The sequence below is a fragment of the Brucella sp. TWI432 genome (genome assembly GCF_039674445.1).
Lineage (GTDB): Bacteria > Pseudomonadota > Alphaproteobacteria > Rhizobiales > Rhizobiaceae > Brucella > Brucella chromiisoli.
On sequence record NZ_JBDJNL010000001.1, the window covers coordinates 425,642 to 446,570 of the forward strand.

Here is a 20,929-nt window from a genome sequence, read left to right on the forward strand (position 1 = left end):
GCCGCCTTTGAGGCTTTCGCGTTCAGATTTTAGCGCTTGATGCCAAGACCGAAAGCAATGAACGACCAGCCCTGGAAGATCAGATCGATTGCGAGAAAAAGGCCGAGAATGAACAGGCTATTGACCGGCCACTGAAATGCGATGACCAATCCGGCAAGTGCGGTGACAACGCCTGCCGCAACAATCCAGCCCCAACCGGCGGCAGGTTTTGACTGAAAGCCCATCCAGATACGGAAAATACCTGCACCGAGAAGGGCTGCTGCAAGCAGGAATGTCAGAACGCCAGCGGCCAGAATTGGATTGATAAAGGCAACGATACCAGCTGCGGCATAGAGCAGACCACTCAAGAGCCAGAAGAAAAAGCTTCCCCAGCTTTTCACGCCGAATGCGTGGATGATTTCAATCACACCCGCAGTCAGCATCATAATGCCAACGTAATAAACGGAGACGACCGTTGCCAGAACGAGATTGCCGAACGCAATGCCACCAAGAATGAGCAATGCAACGCCAAGTGCGACAAACCAGCCCCATTTGGACGAAAGTTCGCTCGGAAGATTTGCCGGATTAAAATTACTCTGAGTTGTTGCCATGTGATGTCCCTCTAATTTCCAGTCCCGCCGCTAATATAAAGGAAAACATTCGGTTGAACAGTGGGACTAAAAGAGTTTGGGCAGATCGAGAAAACATTGTTGGCTGATCGGCGGTTCCACTATATCTCTTGGCTGTTGCGTTGATTTATGGGGTAAGGTCAGGTCATGTTTGATATTCTTTCGCACTATTGGCCACATATCCTCGCCGCCGTGTCCATAATCCTGGGCACGATAGCTGCCATCCATGCAACGCTTACCAAAGACGAGGTGCGCACTGCGCTTGGCTGGGTTGGTGTGATTGTGCTTTCGCCGATCGTTGGAGCGGTCGTGTATGCCTTGGCGGGCGTCAACCGCATCAGGCGTAGCACGCTTGGCCATCAGCGCGACATGGGCAATATCGCGCTTTATCACCTGTCGCATTTCGATACGACCAATGATCGTGTTCGTGCAGCCTTTGGCCAACAATTTGGCGCGATGAAAATTCTCGGCGACACCGTCAGCCTTTATGATTTCACCAGTGGCAACACCATTCAAATGCTGGAAACGGGCGACGAAGCCTATGCGCAAATGCTTGAAGCCATTGGCAAAGCTGAGCGCAGCATTATGCTCGAAACCTATATTTTTGATCGCGATGCCATTGGCCAGCAATTTGCCGATGCACTGGAGAATGCGGTCAAACGGGGTGTGGAAGTTCGCGTTCTGGTCGATGCAGTCGGTGCGCGCTATTCCATTCCAAGCATTGTCGGCCTTTTGAAGCAAAAAAATATTGCCGTTGATGTGTTCAATGGCAACATCATCATGGGGCTGCGTCTGCCTTATGCGAATTTGCGCACACACCGTAAGATACTGATCATTGACGGCAAGCTTGCCTTTACCGGCGGCATGAATATTCGCGGTGCTTTCGTGCAGGCCATTGCTGGCGACGCGGTGGCCTTTGACACGCATTTTCGCGTCGAAGGCCCGGCGATTGCTGATTTGTTTCATGTGGCTTCCGAGGATTGGCGCTTTGCAACGAGCGAGTTGCTGACGGGTGACGCATGGAGCATTGCCGCGCCCAAGGATCCGCCTGGAACGGGCAAGCTTATCCGCATTGTCGGGTCGGGGCCGGACAAGAATATTGAAACCAACCATCGCATGATGATGGGTGCGTTTTCGGTTGCGCAGGAGCATATCCTGATTATGTCACCCTATCTTCTGCCGGATCGTGAATTGATCAGTGCGCTGGTCACAGCGGCACGACGTGGCGTATCGGTCGATGTGGTTGTGCCGGGTGTCAATAATCTCAAGCTGGTGGATCGTGCCATGCGTGCACAGTTCGATCAGCTGCTTCAGGGCGGCTGCCGCATCTGGCGCGCGGGCGGCGCTTTCAATCACTCCAAGCTCATGACCATTGATAGCGCCTGGTCTTATGTCGGTTCATCCAATCTGGATGCGCGTTCGCTTCGGCTGAATTTTGAGATCGATATGGAAATTCTGGATCGGGACATAGCCCTTCAGGTAGAAGAAAGAATCGGAAAGGCGATCGAAACCAGCCGTGAAGTGAACCTTGCGCGCCTCAAAAATCGTCCGTTTTATGAGCGGTTGATTGATCGTATTATTTGGCTCGGGTCGCCTTATCTTTAGAGCATTTCCAGCAAAAGTGCGCAGCGGTTTTGCGCAGGATAATGCGTGAGCAAAAGAGCATTTCCAGCAAAAGTGCGCAGCGGTTTTGCGCGGAATAATGCGTGAAAACAACAGGCAAAGCATTTTCAATGCTTCAATCGAAACAGGAAACGCTTTAGGTCTCAAGAGTAGAATTGCTGGTCAGCAGTGACGGGTTGAATTCTTCCAGAAGTTGTGTGGCTGTCTTGAGGTCAAGATGGGCTTTGATTGGCAGATGATCTGATGCGATGCGTGCAAGCGGCGTGTTGTGCACTTCTACAGATGTCACCAGATTATGTGGCGTTCCCAGAACGCGATCCAGTGCAAAGACCGGAAAACGCGAGGGGAAGCTTGGCACGGCGGTCGCGACATGGTTGAAGGTCGGCATCAATGAGGCCAGCGATGAACGTTTGCCGATACGCCATTCATTGAGATCGCCAATCAACAGCGTCGGCAGCGTATCGGCTTCCTGCAAGGCGGAGAGGATGCTTTCGGCCTGCTGTTCGCGCGACCGTTTCAAAAGTCCCAAATGGGCCGCGATGACCCGCAACGGACCTGTGGCAAATTGCAGATCGGCAACCAGTGCACCGCGCGGTTCTACGCCGGGCAGCGATAATTGCCGGACATTGCGCACCACACCTTCGCGAAACAGCAACACATTGCCATGCCAGCCATGGCCTTTGGGCATGGTTGAGGTGATGGGGACCGGCACAAGGCCGTGCCGCTTTTCAAGCAGGCCGAGATCAAGCAGGCCCGAGCGCTCACCAAAGCGCTTGTCGGCCTCCTGCAATGCAATCACATCGGCATCAATTTCACTGATAACATCGGCCGTACGCTGTGGATCAAAGATCTTATCGACACCAATGCATTTGTGCACATTATAGGACGCAATCACAATGTCGCCCTCAGCGACATTGGCATGAGGCGGTCGGAATCCGGGCCTGTTGCGGATTGCGGTCAATATCTTCTTTGAAATGCGACCTGGGTCTTTTTTCTTCTGCACCCGTGACTGCCTCATTGTTTGCCGGAATTTGAACAATTCTCATATAAATAGGGCATTTTACAGTTTGAACAGTATCTGTTTTCTATCTTGTGATGAAGCGAATGATACGGTCCGTGAGGCCTGAGTAGGGCGGCTTGATCAAATCAGTGGGCGCTGGCGCATATTTTGTCAGCACCGGCATGGCCTTTGAGAATGTCAAAAAGCCATCCCTGCCATGATAATGGCCCATGCCACTGTGGCCAACCCCGCCAAAAGGCAGATCACCGCAAGCAAAATGGTAGAGCGTGTCGTTAATGCAGACACCGCCTGCAACCACGTGTGAAAGCACGGCTTCGATTTCAGCTGTGTTGTCGCTGAAACAATAAAGCGCCAGTGGACGCTCCTGTGCGAGCACAATGGCAATGGCCTCATCAATGGAGCGATAGCTCAGGACGGGCAGCAGCGGGCCGAAAATTTCCTCATTCATGATCGCGCTGTCGGCGTGGGGTTCAAGAATGAGCGCAGGCGTCATCGCTCGCGCATGGCTTTGTGTGGGAGATGTTTCAAGAAGCGGAATAATGGCTTCGCTTTTGTCCTTCGCATCTTCGAGCAGACCGGAAAGGCGTGCATATTGCATGTCATTGATGATTGTCGTGCGATCGGCGGATGCTGAATATCCCGTATAGCGCTTTTGCGTTTCTTCACGCATTAAGGCCACAAACGCATCGCGCTTGCTGTGATGGATCAGCACATAATCTGGCGCTATGCAGGTTTGGCCTGCATTGAAATATTTGCCGGTGGCAATGGATGCCGCAGCCCGTTTGAGATTGGCGCTGTCACTGACAATTGCTGGCGATTTTCCACCAAGCTCAAGCGTGACCGGCGTGAGGTTTTCAGCGGCGGCTTTCATGATTTTTCGGCCTACAGCCGTCGAGCCGGTAAAAAGTAAATGATCAAAGGGCAGGGCGGAGAAAGCCGCTGACAATTTGGCATCCCCCAGCGCAACCGCTGCTCTTTCTGGAGCAAAGACGTCGCCAATCAGCCGGCGTAAAAATGCGGCGGTCTGAGGCGTGTGCTCGGAGGGTTTGAGAAAGACGTGATTTCCGGCAGCAATCGCTGCCACAAGCGGCGCCAGTGCCAGATTGACCGGATAGTTCCACGGCGAAATAATACCGACCACGCCAAGCGGCACAAAACGCACCTCCGCTTTCGCAGGCCATAATTTCCAGCCGGCCTTGCGGCGCTGCGGCTTCATCCAGCGTTTGAGATGATGGATGGTCTCGTCAATTTCGGCGAAAACAACACTTGCTTCGCCCAGCAAGGTTTCGTGCACAGATCTGTGTCCGAAATCCGCACTGACAGCCTTTGCCATATCATCAAGGCGTTCATGGAGAGTTTTGCGCAGAAGGCGCAAATCATCCACGCGCTGCTCATAGGCGGGGCGATGGCTGATCCAGTTTTGTCGCAAGCGCTCAAAGGTGGTCTGCAATTGCTGCGGCTGCGATAGGGCTTGATCAGCGTTCATAGGCAAAATTCTCAGTTGAGCGGGCAAAAAGGAATTGCGCCACATAATAGGTGCCAAGAACCCAGAGTCCAGAAAGCGGAATGGGTGTGTGGAAGCGGTTAAAGGCAAGCAATGTATCACTTAACATGAAGAATAACCCGCCAGCCGCTGCAAGCCACGCACTGTAATGCGCGATGGTTTCAGACGCGGTTGAGAGTGCGCGGCTGAAAGCCTGCGCGCCCATAAGGCCAATTGCGCCTGCATAAATCACAACAGGTATTTTTAACGCGCCTGGTATGCCCGTCCACAAACCGGCAATGATAGCGATTGAAAGCGCGGCGAAGACAATGAGAACGCGTTTATGCTGTGTAAAATGCGCTTTGCGGCACAGAGCATAAATATAGATGCAATGGGTTATGAAAAAGCAGATCAGACCGGCCAGAAAATAATCGCCGGGAAGCATAAGGAAAAAATCACCGGCTGCGGCAAAGGCGAGGCCCGTCGCAATGGCAAAGCCATAAGCCTTTGAAATCAGGCGCGGGGCATTGAGGATCGCACACAGCAGAAGCAGTGTTGCCGTCGGCTTGGTGAGATAATGCACAGAGCGCCAGAAGCTGCTGTCACCATGCTGGCTCACCACGCTGCTGAGAACGGCACATGCGGCGCATACGAAAAACAGCCGGTAAAATACGCCCTGTCGTCCAAAAGATATGAGCCCTTTGCGGCGCATCTTTTCCCTCCTCCTTTTGCCGTGTCAGGTTAATTTGATCTGTGTTCTTTATGTCTTGGTTCGGTTGAATTCCCGGCCTCCCGCCGACGTTTTCGACCGATGCGTTCGGCGTGCGTCGATAGCTCTGCATTGCCTTCCAAATCGGATTGCAGAATGAGCTTATGTTGTTTCAGCCAACGGATCATTTCGCCGAATTCGAGATCATAGGCTGGCTGGTCCATTGGGTCTCTCCACAAATCATGTCGTGCAGGCAAAGGATGCGCGGAGTTGATGCATGTGGCAAGCTCCAAAGCTTTGCGGTGCGCTTGAGGAGAAAGCGTGTAAACAAATGCGAGAATATTTCCAACGACGCAATCAAAGCGGGAAATGGCCCTCAAGGGAGCGCCTTCAAAATGATGTGGGGGTGATGCTTCAATGTCACAGCGCATGGGCGGGTCATAGCCCCCTTTCTGCGCTTGAGCTGCGGGTGGTGATGCTTCAATGTTTCGGGCTTTTTGCAAACCGCTGATCGGATTCTCAAATAAATTCAATTCATAATAGCAATTCTTATTTTAGCATGTAAAAACATAGTAACTATTATTTATTGGTGTATATATAAAGAATATTAGATATAGCTAGCAATTTTCTACACGAATTGACAAATAAATATTTATGATCTTATTGTCATTTCGGTTTTTGAATTGTGATTCAGCTTGCTTTTTATTCTCTTCGTCTGCTTAAAGAGCGGCTGAATGTACAAGACTCGTTATTGATATATTGGACCCGTTGCCTTTTGTTTTTCGAAAACAAGCGGTTGCGGGAGCATAAGATTGCAGAAAAGCATGCGGGGCCGGTCGTTTTGGCCAGACAAAGCCCGAGCAACGGAGATGGATAATCGACATGACGGATAAGCAAAACATGAGACTGCGCAATGCTGCCGGTGCAAAGTCGCGTATGGCGGGGCGCAAGTTGCTTTTATGTGGGGTTTCCACGCTGACACTCGCAGTCAGTGGCCTCTGTGCCACGGCAGCTTTTGCTGATCCGGCGATTACCTATAGTGGCGATCTCTCGCCTGCGCCCGTCACAGGCACCACCAACTGGACCCCTGATGGCCCCATCACCATGGGCGTCAATGAGAATTCAACCCTGACTGTCTCGGGCGGTGCAACCATAACGGCCCCCAAGCAAAATTTCAATTTTGGCGAGAAGGGTGCCACGGGGCACAATTCCACCTTCACCATCGACGGTGCTGGCACAAAGGTTGAGCTTGGTTACATTTTTATGGGGATAGGCAATGGCAGCAATGACCAGCTTATTATACGCAACGGGGCTTCGTTGGACATGGGGGAGGGCGGCGTTACCCTTGCCAAAAACAGAGGCACTTTTACCAATCCGGGAACGGCAAGCATGCTTGTCACCGGACAGGGCACAACTGTTAAGACTGGTAGTATCGAAGTCGGTGGAAGTAGCAATGTGTCCGCTTCTCTGCGCATTGAGGATGGTGCAAAGGTTGATGCTGTAAAGTCAGGTAGGAATGGAAACTTTCTCATCGGTTCTGGCTCTGATCGTAACCCCGAAGGTGCTCGCCATGGCGAGGTTATTGTAACGGGCGCTGGCACAGAGCTAACGTCTAACGCGTTGATAATAGGAACCCAGGCGCCGATGGCTACTACTGCCTGGGGGCAGGAACAAGGCGTGCTGACCATCGCCGATGGCGCGGTCGTGAAAGTGAATACAGGCGCATTCCAAATGCTCAATGCGAGTGTCATCAATATTGGTGCGGCCGCTGGTCAGGCGCCAACCGCTGCCGGAACACTCGACGCTTCTAATCTGTGCTCTGGTTGCGGTGTCCCCATAGCAGGGCTTCCTGGACCAATCATCAACTTTAACCATACGGGCGACACGGTTTTTAACGCGGCCATTTCCACTAAGGCTTCTTACTTCTCGACAATCAATCAGCTTGCCGGCGTCACGAAGCTGACGGGCGATAGCACTGAGGGTAAGTTTAACGGTGCTGTAAACATCAGCGGCGGCACGCTGCAATTGGGTGATGGTGGCACGACGGGGTCTCTCTACGCCGACATAACCAACAACAGCACACTCGCCTTCAACCGCTCCAATGCCTATAAGTTCGACACCGTCATTTCCGGCACGGGCGATGTTGTCCAGCTTGGCTCTGGCACGCTGACATTGAGCGGTGTCAACACCTATAGCGGCGGCACCAAACTCAATGCCGGTACCATTGCCGTTGCCTCCGATGCAGCCTTGGGTGCAGCAAGTGGCGCGCTATCTTTCAATGGCGGCGCATTGAACAACACCGCAGCCTTCACCTCTGGCCGCACATTTGACTTTGGTACCAATGGCGGCTTCGTGAAGACGGATAAAACCTTAACGCTCAATGGTGCCATCACGGGTGCAGGCAACCTCATTAAGAACGGCGATGGCGAGCTGGTCTATAATGGTGATGGTTCTGCGCATACAGGCGCAACCAATGTCCTTGGGGGAACATTCACCTTGCATGGCAAGCTGGGCGGTGCTGTGCAGGTCTCTGAAAATGGGACACTTGATGGCGATGGCACCATCACGGGCAATACCCATATTGTGGGCGGCACACTTTCTGGCGTCTCAGGCCAGACGCTTCAATTCAACGGCGACCTCAAATTGGATACGAACAGCAAGACAAATGTTGCCATGGGTGCAGACACCGATGCAATGTTCAATGTCACTGGCGATCTGACCGTCGGAGGCACCCTCAACATCAGCGATGATGGTGGCTTTGGCATCGGCGTTAACAACGTCTTCCACGCTGACGGTGTTGTGACCAATACTAATCTGACAATCGGCACTGTGGATCCTGCGATTGAAGCTGCCAATATATCGCTTACTGTCGGGCAACATGACGTTACCCTCACCAACACAGGTGGTCTGACTCTGGGCTATTGGGATGGTGCCAACACGACAGGTGACGGCACTGTTCATGGCGGCACTGGCACGTGGGGAACCGGCAACAACTGGACAAATGAAAACGGCACAGCGAACGGCCCTTGGGTCGACGCCCAGTTCGCAATCTTTGGCGGAACTGCCGGTACAGTGACCATTGCTCCAGCAGGGGTCGGCGCTGCGGGTATGCAGTTTGCCGTTGACGGTTATACGATGGGCGGCGGCACGCTGACCCTCGCAAATGGCAACACGGCCCCGATTATTCGCGTGGGCGACGGCTCAGCAGGCAGCGATGCAACCAAAGCGACGATCAGTGCTGTGATCGCGGGTACAAATGGTCTCAACAAGACCGGCAAAGGCACGCTCATTCTGACCGGTGCCAATACCTATACCGGTGACACCAAAATCAGCCTCGGCACATTGCAGCTTGGTGCAGGCGGCGCAATGGGCACGCTGGCATCCACCAAGGTCGACGTGAACACCAAAAGCACCTTGGCGTTCAATCACAATGATACGCAGAACTTTACAGCCCAAATCACCGGCGAAGGCTCGGTCGTACACACGGGTTCCGGCACACTCACACTGAGCGGCGATAACAGCTTCACCGGTGGTCTCACAGTGGCTGAAGGTATAGTTAACGCAGGTTCCGATGACCTTGCTTTCGGCACGGGGGTTCTTACCGTCAACGCACCTGGTGTTGTCGATCTGACAACGCACAATATAACTGTCGGTGGACTTGCGGGTGATGGCACCATTCACACCAAAGCAAAAACCCTGACAGTCGCTTCGGATGATGACGGCGTCTTTGCCGGTAAGTTTGATCATACCGCTGGCGATCCAACGGCAGCGCTCTACAAGATGGGCAATGGCACACTGGCACTGACCGGTGACAATACTGGCAATGTGCGGATCGCAGCGGGTACTGTGCAAATCGGCAACGGAGGCACAACCGGTAGTGTTGCTGGTGATGTGACCGTTGATGCGAATGCAAAGCTTGCCTTTAACCGCACCGACACTCTTACCTTCGATCATACGGTCAGCGGTGCCGGTAGTCTCAACCAGTTCGGTTCTGGCACGATAATTCTGACAAAGGCCAATACCTATACCGGCGGCACCAACATTGGGGGCGGCACATTGCAGCTTGATGATGGCGGCAGCATTACCGGCGATGTGAGCAATAACGGCACATTTGCATTCAACCATAGCGGCAATGTCGGCTTTGGTGGCGTGATCAGCGGTGATGGCCGGGTTGTGCAGATGGGTGGCGGTGAGGTCAATTTCTCCGGTGCCAACAGCTTTACGGGCGGCCTTGATGTTCAGAAGGGCATTGCAAAGGCAGGCATCGCCGATGTCGCCTTCGGTACGGGCACATTGAATGTCGCAAAAGACGGAACTGCCGATCTGAACGGCTTCAACACCAAGGTTGCAGGTCTGAGCGGCGAGGGCACTGTCAAGTTGACCGGCGGTGATCTGACCCTGACGATGGGCGATCATTTCTCTGGCACATTGACCGGCTCTGGCGGTCTGACACTGGATGGTGCTTCGCAGCTTCTGGATGGCACTTCCGACTATAGCGGCGCGACCAATATCGCTAGCGGCGAGTTGCATATTGGCTCAAATCAGGCTTTGAGTGACGCATCCGCCTATAGCATTGCAGACAAGGGCAGCCTCGACATTGGTGGCTTCAGCGGCACCGTCGCATCTTTGACCAATGCTGGCATGATCACCAGTTCGGGAAGCGCTGGTGCACGGTTGAATGTCAAGGGCGACTACACCGGGCAGAACGGAACGCTCGTTCTCAATACAGTTCTCGGCGACGATAATTCCGCAACGGATATGCTCAAGGTTGGCGGTAACACATCGGGTGAGACAACGTTGCGGATCCACAATCAGAATGGTGTTGGTGCCAAGACGGTTAACGGCATTCAGATTATCAATGTTGGTGGCAAATCGGATGGTGACTTCCAGCTGGCAGGCGATTACGTCACCAAAGACGGCAAGCAGGCTGTTGTAGGTGGTGCCTATGCCTATACGCTGCGCAAAAACAGCCCCGCTTCATCGCAAGACGGCAACTGGTATCTCACCAGCAATATGGAAACCAATCCGGTCGATCCAAACAACCCTGTCGATCCAAACCATCCTGTTGATCCAAACCACCCGGTCAACCCGCCAGCTACCCGCTATAGTGCCGGTGTTCCGGTCTATGAAGGCTATGTATCGAGCATGCAGACGCTCAACAAGCTTTCAACGTTGCAGCAGCGTGTTGGTGAGCGTTACCTGAACGGTAGCAGTGGCGATGGTCAGAGCTCTGGTGCGGTTGTCGACGAGCATGGCGTTTGGGCTCGCGTTGAAGGTGCGCATAACCGTCTGGAGCCGAACTCTTCGGCAGCTCGCATGAAGCAGGACGTTAATACCTTTGTCATGCAGTCCGGTGTTGATGGGCAGTTCTATGAAAGCGAAAGCGGACGACTGATTGCTGGAATCAACGGCCAGTACGGCCATGGCAAGGCTGATGTTTCGTCCGACTCCGGCGATGGAACCATCACCACCGATGCCTGGAGCCTTGGAGCAACCGCAACCTGGTATGGTAATAATGGTTTCTATGTCGATACACAGGGTCAGGTGACCCGGTTCAACAGTGACCTCGATTCTTGGACAGCCAATACCGGTCTTGCCAATGGTCGCAAGGCGACAGGTTACGCGATGAGCGTTGAAGTCGGACAGCGTATTGATATGGCCCCAAGCTGGTCGCTGACTCCACAGGCTCAGTTGATGTGGTCTTCGATTAATGCCGATTCATTCAACGATGTCTGGGGTGCGCGTGTTAGCACCAATGATACTGACAGTCTGACCGGTCGTCTGGGGCTTGCCGCAAACTATCGAAATGACTGGAAGGGTGAAGATGGTCTGATGGTCAATACCACTGTCTATGGTATTGCCAATCTCTATCAGGAGATGCTCAGCGGTTCATCGGTCAAGGTGGCAGGCGTGAAGTTTGATACTGACAATGACCGGACATGGGCTGGCGTCGGCTTTGGTGGGACATATGCCTGGGCGGATAGTAAATATGCCATCTATGGCGAAGGCACTATCAACACCTCACTTAATCATTTTGCGGATAGCTACGCATATAAGGCTACAGCTGGCTTCAAAGTGAAGTGGTAACGCGTTATAATCAAGAATAGATAACTTAAAAGGGTCCCGGAAACGGGGCCCTTTTTCGTGTGGAGACCTTGCAAAATAATGCCAAAACTATGGGGTATCCAGACTGTTTCAGTTTTAACAAAAGCTTATCCAGAACGAACGCTTTCGCCATTCTGGGGGGCGGCAACATGACGCTCACGAATGGGAGCGGTCATATAATGTTGGCTTGCTCTCTAGCCAGCATCATTGAATGGGAACAGAATTACTTTGGGAATCCTGCCACTTCAGATCGGTCGGGAAACTTCTGTCTGGGGCCCAGCTTTTTATAGTTTATTGGGTTTGTCACTGAGGCAGTGCCTGGAATAGAACGATATAAACTTTGATTTATTAAGGGGGCTTTTATGGCACTCAACTTAAATATAGCATTAATTATTGCCGGGTTTCTTTTTTGGAATTTTAAATTTCGAAAAATAAGCTTTTTGTTTATTGCGGCTGGCACCATTCTTTATATTTCGATTGCGTCAAATTTTTTGCCCGGTTACCTGCTGCATCGTTTGCAATCTCCTTATTCATCAAAAATGCAATCCTCGATCAAAGACAATACAGCATTTCTTATTTTCGGTACGGGAACGCAATCCGTTGATGAGATCGGTCAAAAGACCGTGGAACCCCTTCTGTTTTCCTATGGGCCAATATTGGCGGCAGTTCGCGCGAACCATGAGTGTGTTCAAGCTGGCTTGAAGTGCACATTCATTGCCAGTGGCGCTGATGTTGCACGAACGGGCGTATCGGAAGCCGCAATCATAGCGAGAGAACTCGAAAAGGCCGGTATTAACCCTAGAGATATCCTTCTTGATGAGAATAGCCGCAACACATGGCAGAATGCGAAAAATACGGCTGCTATTCTGAAAAATATCAAGCCATCTCAGACTGTTCTGCTTCAAGCAGCGCCGATCATAAAACGCGACTTGCTCTATTTGGCGCATTTTGGCGTTCATCCTGAGCCTGTCGCTGCGGTATATCTGAAAACGACGCATACAAATATGTCTTCTTCAGCGATGTCATTTCTTGCATTCGATATGGTCTTACATGAAGAAATTGGTATCTGGCGTTATGCTTTTTACAATTTAATGGGCTGGAATGAGCCGAGCACTCCTGTGGCAGGAGTTTAGTTTTGGGATTTAAGAAGAGTCCACTTTGACGGAGGCTGTCGATGGACGAGGATTGGCAGGCGGATCTTGAGCAATGGCTCGCGCCTTGCCTGAAAAATCTGGGCAACAAGACTTGGCATCGGATGTGCCCCCATATATTGTGGGCCAGATCGCTCCAGATGATCGGAATCGCTTCCAGCCCCGGGCAGTGCGCTCGGATACGATAGTTTATGATCGGGGGATTATCCCCTCAAGCGCTGTGGTTTTCGATCCTCTTCTCAAAGCTAGGGCGCAAGCTACTTTATGATTTAATCAAAATCTTTGCCGTCACATAGACGCTTTGGAAAGTGTGACAGAAGCTGTTGACTCAATAGCTTGCTTATTTTCTAGGCTTTAATTTTCAAAGCGCTGTTTGGTGGCGCTATCAAAAAAGTGCGGGTTCGAAGTTTCGAAAGAGACATTCACTTTTTGACTAACTTCAAGCGTTGTTCTCTCGCGCACCACCCAGGTTAATTCTTGACCCTGAACATCCAGGACAATGTGCGTTTCAGAGCCGGTGGGTTCTACCACCTTCACAACAGCCTCAATGTCGTCAGAACCTCCGCTAGAAATGTCTTCCGGTCTGATGCCGAAAACCACGTTTTTGCCAACCGCAGCGGAGGGTGCGCCGGCGATTTTTACACTCGAGCCATTTTCCAAATTCAATTGCTTGGTATTTTTAAGGGTTCCGCTTAGAAAATTCATTGCGGGAGATCCAAGGAAGCCAGCAACGAAAATGTTTTTCGGATGATCATAAAGCTCAAGCGGCGATCCGATTTGCTCAACTTTGCCGCCGTTCAGGACAACGATTTTATCGGCCATGGTCATGGCTTCGATCTGATCATGTGTCACATAGACGATTGTTGTCTTCAATCGTTGATGAAGAGCCTTAATTTCTGCGCGCATTTTAACGCGAAGTTTTGCATCAAGGTTCGATAGCGGTTCGTCAAACAAGAAGACCTTGGGATTGCGTACGATTGCGCGTCCCATTGCTACACGCTGCCGCTGGCCACCCGATAGCTGTGCCGGCTTTCGATCAAGAAGCGGCTGAAGTCCAAGAATATCGGCCGCTTCATTTACCTTTCTGGCAATCTCCTGTTTGCTGGAGCCAGCAAGCTCCAGTGCAAAGCCCATATTCTGAGCAACAGTCATTTGCGGATAAAGCGCATAGTTCTGGAAAACCATTGCAATATCACGGTCTTTGGGTTGCAGGTTGTTAACGACGCGTCCACCGATGCTGATCTGACCTGAAGTGATGTCTTCAAGACCCGCAATCATGCGCAGCAGTGTTGATTTTCCGCAGCCTGAGGGGCCAACGAGAATGACAAACTCACCATCGTTAATTTCGACATCGACACCATGAATAATGTCGACCGTTCCATAAGATTTTTTAACATCCGCAATGCTTAATCCAGACATATGCAAACCTTCCTGATTTATTTCTTACGGCGCACACGCAGTGCTTGATACGGTTTGCGCGGGATTGACACGCCGAATGCAGCGTCGGGCTTTCCCCCGCGCACGATTGCGCCGTGTCTTACTGGGTGGGTGACAGGGGCGGCTATCTTTTTGGCCGGTTTAATGGTCATTGCCCATGTGTCGATCAGGTCGACTTCATAGTCATCGCTATCCATCGGGAGCCCGGATGACCAGACGACGGGCTGGTGTTCACCAAAATAGATCAGTCTGAAATCGCCATCGCCGTCGCGTGCACCTGATACGCGTGACCAGGGCCATTGTTTGACAGGCCCAAGAGGTTCAAGACCGTACTGAACATCCGCTTCCAGCAGGTCACGGAGAAAGCCGATGCGCTTCCACGCTTCGCCGTGCAGTTTGCCGCCTTTTGCCCACCAGATGAGATCATTGTCATCGGAATATGTTTCACCATGTCCGACATATCCACCGCGTGCCATCGATATCCAATAACGGTGCACCAGTTCCTGCGGACTCAGATTGCCCCAGGATTCAAGAATGTCCCCTTCATATTCCGGCTCGTCATTCACCACCGGCTTGCCGTACGTGTCGCGCCATTCCTGCGTTTTCTTCACATCCGGGTTTTGAATGCAGATATGTGTGACCCATGGTTTGCGGTGATCGTAGTTGGAATTCACGTCGCCATTATGGATTGAGCGCAGATGCTGATAGGGATCGTTCTCTTCTAAAATTTGGAAGTATCGGTCCCATTGTTCGATTGGCTTTGTGTTGAGCAGGAAATCATACTCGTTGGCAAGCGACCACCATACATTGCGATAGGCAGACAGGCGGGCAGCCAGATATTCGACATATCGGTAATCCTGATCTGCGCTCATATCCGCATAGCCCCATCGATCATAAGGATGGAACATGATAATGTCAGCTTCAATACCCAGTTCACATAGCGCCGCAATCTGCTTTTCAAAATGCCTGAAATGGGCAGGATTCGGTCTGTCGAAATCTTCTTTACCATCTGCGTCTTTTTCAAAGCAGGCATGCAGTGGCTCGTTGGTGTTGTAAGGATAGTCTTTCGGGAAAACGCCCATACGGATCTTGTTGAAGCGCGTTTTTGAAAGCGTCTCCAGAGTTTCGTCCTGCATATCGAGCGGCTGATGCGTCCAGGCATAGCAAGTCGTTCCGAACGGAAAGAACGGGGTTCCATCCGCATAGGAGAAGTGGAACTTGTTACGAACACGAACGGGTCCGTGATTGTTCGCTGAAGGCCGTTCTACCAGAACGCAGCCTTTATGGCCGCTTAGTTCTTTCGTTGCTGAGCGTGTCGTGAATGTCCATTCACCTTCAATATCGGGCATAAAACGGAGACGATAGGTTCCATCGCCGTCATAGAAACCCGGAACACGAACTTCGCGGCTTTTATGTTTGAAAATCGCATCAAAAGCCACGTCGAGAAAGGGGTTGCCAGTGGAAGGTCCGGCAAAGGATGCTTCAAAAACACCCCATTTTTCGACGGTTGCACCAGACATGCATTTCTCCTCGGAATTTACTGAATGCTCGTCAGCCTTTGACCGCGCCAGAGGTCAGGCCAGAAACGAAATAGCGTTGAAAGATCAGATAAACGATCGTAGCGGGAAGGACCGTCATCACAATTGCTGCGTTTAACTGCCCGTAATCACTGGAGAATTGGCCTTGAAAAGACATCAGCCCCAGTGGAAGCGTCCACATGCCCTGATCTTGTAAAAGCACAAGGGCCATCGCGAACTCGTTCCACGTCGACACGAAGTCAAGAATGAACAGCGCTGCGAGGACAGGCAGGCAGACAGGAAGAAAAATCCGCCGGAAAATGGTGAAGTGACTTGCCCCATCAATCAGAGCAGCCTCAGACAATTCTTTCGGAATCCCCCTGAAGAACCCATGTAGAATGAAGACCTGATAAGGTACACCGAATGCAATGTAGGGAAGAATAACGCCGATATAGGTGTCAATCAGTCCAAATGAATTCACGAGTGTGAACAGTGGAGCAAGCATGACCTGAAATGGGATCATAGTTCCAAAGACCACGATAAGAAGTAACAGCTTACCGAGCTTGAGCTTTATCTTGGCCAAAGCATAAGCGGCCATGGCAGATATAAGCAGCCCAATTGGGACCTTGATCGCGGTGATGATAACGCTGTTGAAAAATGAACTGGCAAAGCTGCCCCGGTTCCATGCTCCCGAATAGTTACCCCACGCCCATTCTACAGGCGGCATGAAGGCGCCGGTGCTTGTGACAGCGGCAGGTGTTTTCAACGATGTGAAGACGATGAATACAAAGGGAGCAATCCAGATGACCGCGATCAGTAACAGGCTGATCCACAAACCGATCAGGACTGGATCTCGTCGCATCTTAGATGGAACTTGAGAGAGTGAAGTGGTGGTCACGATTCCAACTCCTCGTTCTTCTGCATCCAGCGCAGATATGGAACAACAATCGCCATCGTGATTAACAACAAGACGACGGAAATTGCAGCGCCACGCCCGAAGTCGAAAATCTGCATAGCTTGTGTAAACGCCCAAAGTGCCAGCATTTGTGTGCCTTGCGCTGGGCCACCACCTGTCAGGCCATAAACAATGTCAAATGCTTTGAGCGAGGAGATGATGGATAGCACCAGAACAACAGTCATCGTCGGCCGAAGCGCAGGCAATGTTACATGCTTGAAAATTGCCCAGCGTCCGGCGCCATCTATCCGTGCGGCTTCCACCAGTGTCTGCGATACGTTCTGAAGCCCTGCCAGAAACAAAACCATCGAGAAGCCAACGGTTTGCCAAATGTAGGCAACAAATACGGAATAAAGTGCAATGCTTTTGTTGCCGAGCCAGTCCTGAATCCAAGACTGCAATCCCCAATTGGTCAGCAACTGATTAAAGAGTCCGAAGAACGGATCGTACATCCACTTCCACATCGTTGCGACAGCGATGGGGGCGATGATAACTGGGAGGTAGAATATTGCACGCAGGCTGTTGCGGCCAAATATTTTCTGATTGAGGCTCAAAGCCAGAAGCAAGCCTATGAAGGGAGGTATTACGAGGCTCAACAATGTCCAGATGATGGTATTTTTGAAGGCAACCCAGAAGACGGGGTCATTGGTGAATATGGCAGAATAGTTGGAGAGGCCCACGAACCGGCGCTCCGGATCAAGCCCGTTCCATTTCTGGAAACTCATAACAATGACATCCAGCATCGGATATAGTGCGAATATGCCATATATCGCCAAAGCCGGGATGAGCAGAATGGACGCTTGGATACGCGGTGTCTGAGTGATTGCTTTCAGCGACATGCTTTCCTCCAGGCAATGATGAGACTGCCTTGATGATTGTGGCCCTGCGAGCTGTCTGAGCGATCAAGCTCAGGCAGCTCGCATCCGGGGAGGATTAGTTTCGAGCCTTGATGAAAGCCTGCATCTGTGTCGACGCTTCATCGGAGGTCATATCACCAGCAGCCACACTGTTGATGACCCGGAAATATTCAGTGGTAACATCCAGCGGAAATGCTTGGTCGCCGTTCATGTAAACGGAGCCGTAATCATTAAAAATGTCCAGCCACTCAGCTTCAAGGGGCTGCTGGTTTTCGTATTTTACATTCTTGTTCACTGAAACGGTGCTGAATTGTCCGACAAGGTCCTGTTGAACCGGGGTAGACGAAAGATAATCAAGGAATTTAGCCGCCGTATCAGGGTTTGGGCTTTTTGAACTGATGTAATTATACTCACCAAATCCATACAGGCGGTTTGTGTCTGTAGGGAATGGAAAGATGCCATAATCATCAAGGTTCGCACCTGTGCCTTTTAACTGGCTTACCAGCCAGTCTCCTTCCAGCATCATGGCCGCGCGCCCGGCAGTAAAGAGACTATAAGACTGTTTGTTATCGATTCCCATGAATGGCTGGAGTGTGTAATCCTTTGTCCATTTTGCGAATTCGTCAAAAGCCTCTTTCGTGCACGGCTCGACTGCCCAGTCTGCCTGCATCGCTTTTAGCGCATCATGCTTTTCTGCACCGCATTTTGTTTCGAGGATGACGTCCATCAGACGCATGACATGCCAGTTAACGGATCCACCAAAGGTAAAGGCGGGGATACCGGCATCTTTGAGTTTTTGTGCAGCAGCAAGAAGCTCTGCGTAGCTTTTTGGCTCTTCAGTGATGCCTGCCTGTTCAAAAAGCTTCTTATTGTAGTAAACTGCCTCACCTTTGAAAGTGAAAGGAACGCCGTGTTTGCCGCCTTCATACAGGTCTGCAAACGCAGCTGAAGCTGGCAGCAATTCATCTTGCCACTTGTACTCGGTATAATATTTATCAAGCGGCAACGATAAGCCTGCTTTGACATATTCACCGCCAAGGCCCAAGCCAGCCCAGCTGAAATAAATATCTGGTCCGCGATTAGAACCTGCAGCAACACGTAGCGCGGTCTTGTGCTCATCAATTGCACGCTGAACAATATCAACCCGTATGCCGGGATTTGCTGCTTCAAAATCAGTCGCTACTTTTTTGAGGGCAACGTTGGACGCATTATTATCGAAATTAAGTGTCCAGATTGTCAGTTTTTCGGCATTTGCAGGGGCCGTTGCGACGCCGATAGCAAGTATGCTGGTTACGCTTAAAGACTTTAGAACTGCTGTTAGTTTTTGCATTCGCTTTCTCCTCGCAACAGGTGGTTCTCACCCATCCCATAACTGAACATCACCAAAATATATGATGTTGAAATCAGGGATCCTGGTGCTCCTCCATCAGCCTGACCTCCTGATTAATCTCGCGAAATCATTCAAATATGTCAATACTTTTTTCATAAACGAAATAAGTAGACTTGGAATCGAGCCTTAAATCGCTATAAAGCGAGCATAGTCATCTTGTTTTTTCTGTAATGAAATAAGTTGCGCGCATGGAGAATTCACGCCATTGATACGGCTGGAGGAGCGATGATTGGTTTTAAAGAAATATTTGACGACTACGAATCCCCAGTTGGAAAAATTCTTCGGACAATTGCCAGCGTCGGTTCAGTGAGTGCAACGGACCTTGTAAAAAAGACAGGCCTTGCCCGCTCGACAGTGTCGACCATTTTGACTGAACTGAAAATCAACGCGATTATTTTTGAAACTGAAACACGAAATGGCGGTTTCGGTCGCCCCACCAAAATCATTTCTCTTAATCCGACGCAGGCTTATTGTGCGGGAGTTTTGCTGGGCCTTTCAGAAATACGCATTGCGGTTTGCGATCTTGGTCATAATGTCATCGCCGATGTCTGGTTCGAGATGCATGAAGATTATACGCCGCAAGAGGCTGCAATCCGCGTTCAAGAGCAGCTTGTCGTAGAATGTGCAAAGCTCGGCATTACAATTCGTGATTTGCTGGGCGTCGGTTTAGCTATTTCTGCTCCGGTTTCTTACGAAGGAACCGTGCTGAATGGATCAATTTTGCCGACCTGGTGTGGAATTGATATTGCGCAGATTTTTGCCCCGCATATTGAATGTCCACTTTTTGCGGAAAATGAAAGTCATTGCGGTGCACTTGCTGAAATGACCTGGGGCGCTGCAATCGGCCTAAGTAATTTTGTGCTATATAAATTTGACCTTGGCATTGGCGGCGCGATTGTCATTGGTGGTGCTGTTCAGCGAGGCGCTTATGGCAATGCGGCAGAGTTTGGCCATATTTCTCTCAATCCTCACGGTCCCCTATGCAAATGCGGAAATAGGGGGTGCTTGGAAACCTATGCTGGTGGCTTTAATCTGATGCTGATGGCTGAGCAGGCTACAGGTGAGAGGCTTTCATTCGACGAATTTATAAAAAATGCACAAACAGGTGTGCCGCCTTATGATCGGCTCATTCAGGATGCCGCTGAAATGGCGGGCTGGGCGATTGGCATCACGTCCACTATACTGAGCCCTCCAGATATCATAATTGCTGGCAAGATTGCTGCAATTGGTCCTGGCTTTCTGCGTGCAGTGGAGCAGAATTTTGAAAAGCATGCTGTGCGCCCACCGGCGCATGCGCCGCACGTTCGCAAACCAAACTTCATCATTGGCAAGTTTCTGCGCAATGATGATACCGTGTTGGGCGCGGTGGCGCTGGTTTTGCATCAACATGGGCTTGTAGCTAAGCCTTAGTCACTGTCGTAGCACAGGCAGTTGAACTGCATTTATTAAGCGAACAGAATATCCGTTGCCGATATTTCCGTTAGTTGTTTGTCTCCCAAGTCGCTTATCGCTAGGCTTACTAGCCAGCGTTTTTGTCCAGCAGTTCATCGGCCAATGCTGTGAAGCTAGACTGTACCAACAAAAACAGGCCATTGGCGTCGCTGTATTTTCTGGCGCTAACACCTTGTTTTAAAGCCTTAATTGCCGTGTCGGTCAGCGCCATTGTTGGTATCACTTTTCCAGAATTTGTTGGTATTTGGCTCGATACCAACAAATTTCTCGGATGCAATCGGACGACATCAGACTGTAAGATACAAAAAAGCCCGCTTGCGCGGGCTTTTTGGGGTGCTTCTGGACCTTGGTAGCGGTCTGAAGACTTAGGTATGGTGCCCAGAAGAGGACTCGAACCTCCACGCCCTTGCGAGCGCCAGCACCTGAAGCTGGTGCGTCTACCAATTCCGCCATCTGGGCGACGAGGACCGATCTAAGGGGTCCGCCTGTCTGTGTCAATCGCGATTTCGCACTTCAATCAGCTTTTTTTCACATTCCTGTCGCGAAGGCTGAAAAAGACCAGAGAACCGAGATGAAAACAGAGATCAGGCGCGGTGCATAAAGTCGGCCACGCCCGAAAAA

15 protein-coding genes and 1 tRNA gene are annotated in these 20,929 nt (G+C 51.1%); 4 read left to right on the forward strand and 12 right to left on the reverse strand.

What is annotated here, in order from left to right; all coding sequences use genetic code 11:
* Window positions 1–29 precede the first annotated feature (29 nt).
* Entirely contained in the window at window positions 30–590 is a 561-nt protein-coding gene (locus ABE527_RS02020) for an HdeD family acid-resistance protein (RefSeq protein WP_265982856.1), read from the reverse strand.
* 165 nt (window positions 591–755) lie between these two features.
* On the opposite strand from ABE527_RS02020, the gene cls reads away from it, so the two are divergent.
* On the forward strand, window positions 756–2,213 hold the full coding sequence (gene cls / locus ABE527_RS02025; RefSeq protein ID WP_499695933.1) for a cardiolipin synthase: 1,458 nt from the start codon (window positions 756–758) through the stop codon (window positions 2,211–2,213).
* A gap of 154 nt (window positions 2,214–2,367) precedes the next feature.
* Here the strand turns inward: cls and ABE527_RS02030 are convergent, their stop codons facing one another.
* From ABE527_RS02030 to ABE527_RS02045, 4 genes are all read right to left on the reverse strand, one after another.
* The gene (locus tag ABE527_RS02030) at window positions 2,368–3,234 is read right to left on the reverse strand and encodes an endonuclease/exonuclease/phosphatase family protein (protein ID WP_499693380.1); all 867 of its coding nucleotides are present in this window, start codon (window positions 3,232–3,234) and stop codon (window positions 2,368–2,370) included.
* A gap of 82 nt (window positions 3,235–3,316) precedes the next feature.
* Window positions 3,317–4,738 (reverse strand): coniferyl aldehyde dehydrogenase, encoded by a 1,422-nt coding sequence (locus ABE527_RS02035; RefSeq protein ID WP_499695934.1) that lies wholly within the window; start codon window positions 4,736–4,738, stop codon window positions 3,317–3,319.
* A complete protein-coding gene (locus tag ABE527_RS02040) occupies window positions 4,728–5,447 on the reverse strand; it encodes a lysoplasmalogenase (protein ID WP_265982862.1) in 720 nt (239 codons plus the stop codon). The genes ABE527_RS02035 and ABE527_RS02040 overlap by 11 nt, the downstream gene beginning before the upstream one ends.
* Window positions 5,448–5,476: 29 nt before the next feature.
* On the reverse strand, window positions 5,477–5,668 hold the full coding sequence (locus tag ABE527_RS02045; protein WP_499695935.1) for a hypothetical protein: 192 nt from the start codon (window positions 5,666–5,668) through the stop codon (window positions 5,477–5,479).
* A gap of 658 nt (window positions 5,669–6,326) precedes the next feature.
* Here ABE527_RS02045 and ABE527_RS02050 point away from each other — a divergent pair.
* Window positions 6,327–11,531: an autotransporter outer membrane beta-barrel domain-containing protein gene (locus ABE527_RS02050; protein WP_499695936.1), complete on the forward strand. Its 5,205-nt coding sequence runs from the start codon at window positions 6,327–6,329 to the stop codon at window positions 11,529–11,531.
* Between the two features lie 380 nt (window positions 11,532–11,911).
* A complete protein-coding gene (locus ABE527_RS02055; RefSeq protein WP_499695937.1) occupies window positions 11,912–12,682 on the forward strand; it encodes a YdcF family protein in 771 nt (256 codons plus the stop codon).
* Between the two features lie 372 nt (window positions 12,683–13,054).
* On the opposite strand, the gene ABE527_RS02060 is transcribed toward ABE527_RS02055, so the two are convergent.
* The 5 genes from ABE527_RS02060 to ABE527_RS02080 form a co-directional block, all read right to left on the reverse strand.
* On the reverse strand, window positions 13,055–14,119 hold the full coding sequence (locus tag ABE527_RS02060; RefSeq protein WP_499695938.1) for an ABC transporter ATP-binding protein: 1,065 nt from the start codon (window positions 14,117–14,119) through the stop codon (window positions 13,055–13,057).
* A 17-nt stretch (window positions 14,120–14,136) separates the two neighbouring features.
* Entirely contained in the window at window positions 14,137–15,657 is a 1,521-nt protein-coding gene (locus ABE527_RS02065; protein WP_499695939.1) for a DUF5060 domain-containing protein, read from the reverse strand.
* 31 nt (window positions 15,658–15,688) lie between these two features.
* On the reverse strand, window positions 15,689–16,516 hold the full coding sequence (locus ABE527_RS02070) for a carbohydrate ABC transporter permease (protein ID WP_265983835.1): 828 nt from the start codon (window positions 16,514–16,516) through the stop codon (window positions 15,689–15,691).
* Window positions 16,517–16,548: 32 nt separating this feature from the next.
* Window positions 16,549–17,448: a carbohydrate ABC transporter permease gene (locus tag ABE527_RS02075; RefSeq protein ID WP_499693386.1), complete on the reverse strand. Its 900-nt coding sequence runs from the start codon at window positions 17,446–17,448 to the stop codon at window positions 16,549–16,551.
* 94 nt (window positions 17,449–17,542) lie between these two features.
* Window positions 17,543–18,796, reverse strand: a complete 1,254-nt coding sequence (locus ABE527_RS02080) for an ABC transporter substrate-binding protein (protein WP_499695940.1) — start codon at window positions 18,794–18,796, stop codon at window positions 17,543–17,545.
* Window positions 18,797–19,081: 285 nt separating this feature from the next.
* Here ABE527_RS02080 and ABE527_RS02085 point away from each other — a divergent pair, with 285 nt between their 5' ends.
* Window positions 19,082–20,266 (forward strand): ROK family transcriptional regulator, encoded by a 1,185-nt coding sequence (locus ABE527_RS02085; protein ID WP_499695941.1) that lies wholly within the window; start codon window positions 19,082–19,084, stop codon window positions 20,264–20,266.
* A gap of 109 nt (window positions 20,267–20,375) precedes the next feature.
* Here ABE527_RS02085 and ABE527_RS02090 read toward each other — a convergent pair whose 3' ends face one another.
* Together ABE527_RS02090 and ABE527_RS02095 are read right to left on the reverse strand one after the other, a co-directional pair.
* Window positions 20,376–20,519, reverse strand: coding sequence for an Arm DNA-binding domain-containing protein (locus ABE527_RS02090; protein ID WP_499693387.1), 144 nt, complete (start codon window positions 20,517–20,519; stop codon window positions 20,376–20,378).
* Between the two features lie 161 nt (window positions 20,520–20,680).
* Window positions 20,681–20,767, reverse strand: a tRNA-Leu gene (locus ABE527_RS02095).
* Between the last annotated feature and the right edge of the window lie 162 nt (window positions 20,768–20,929).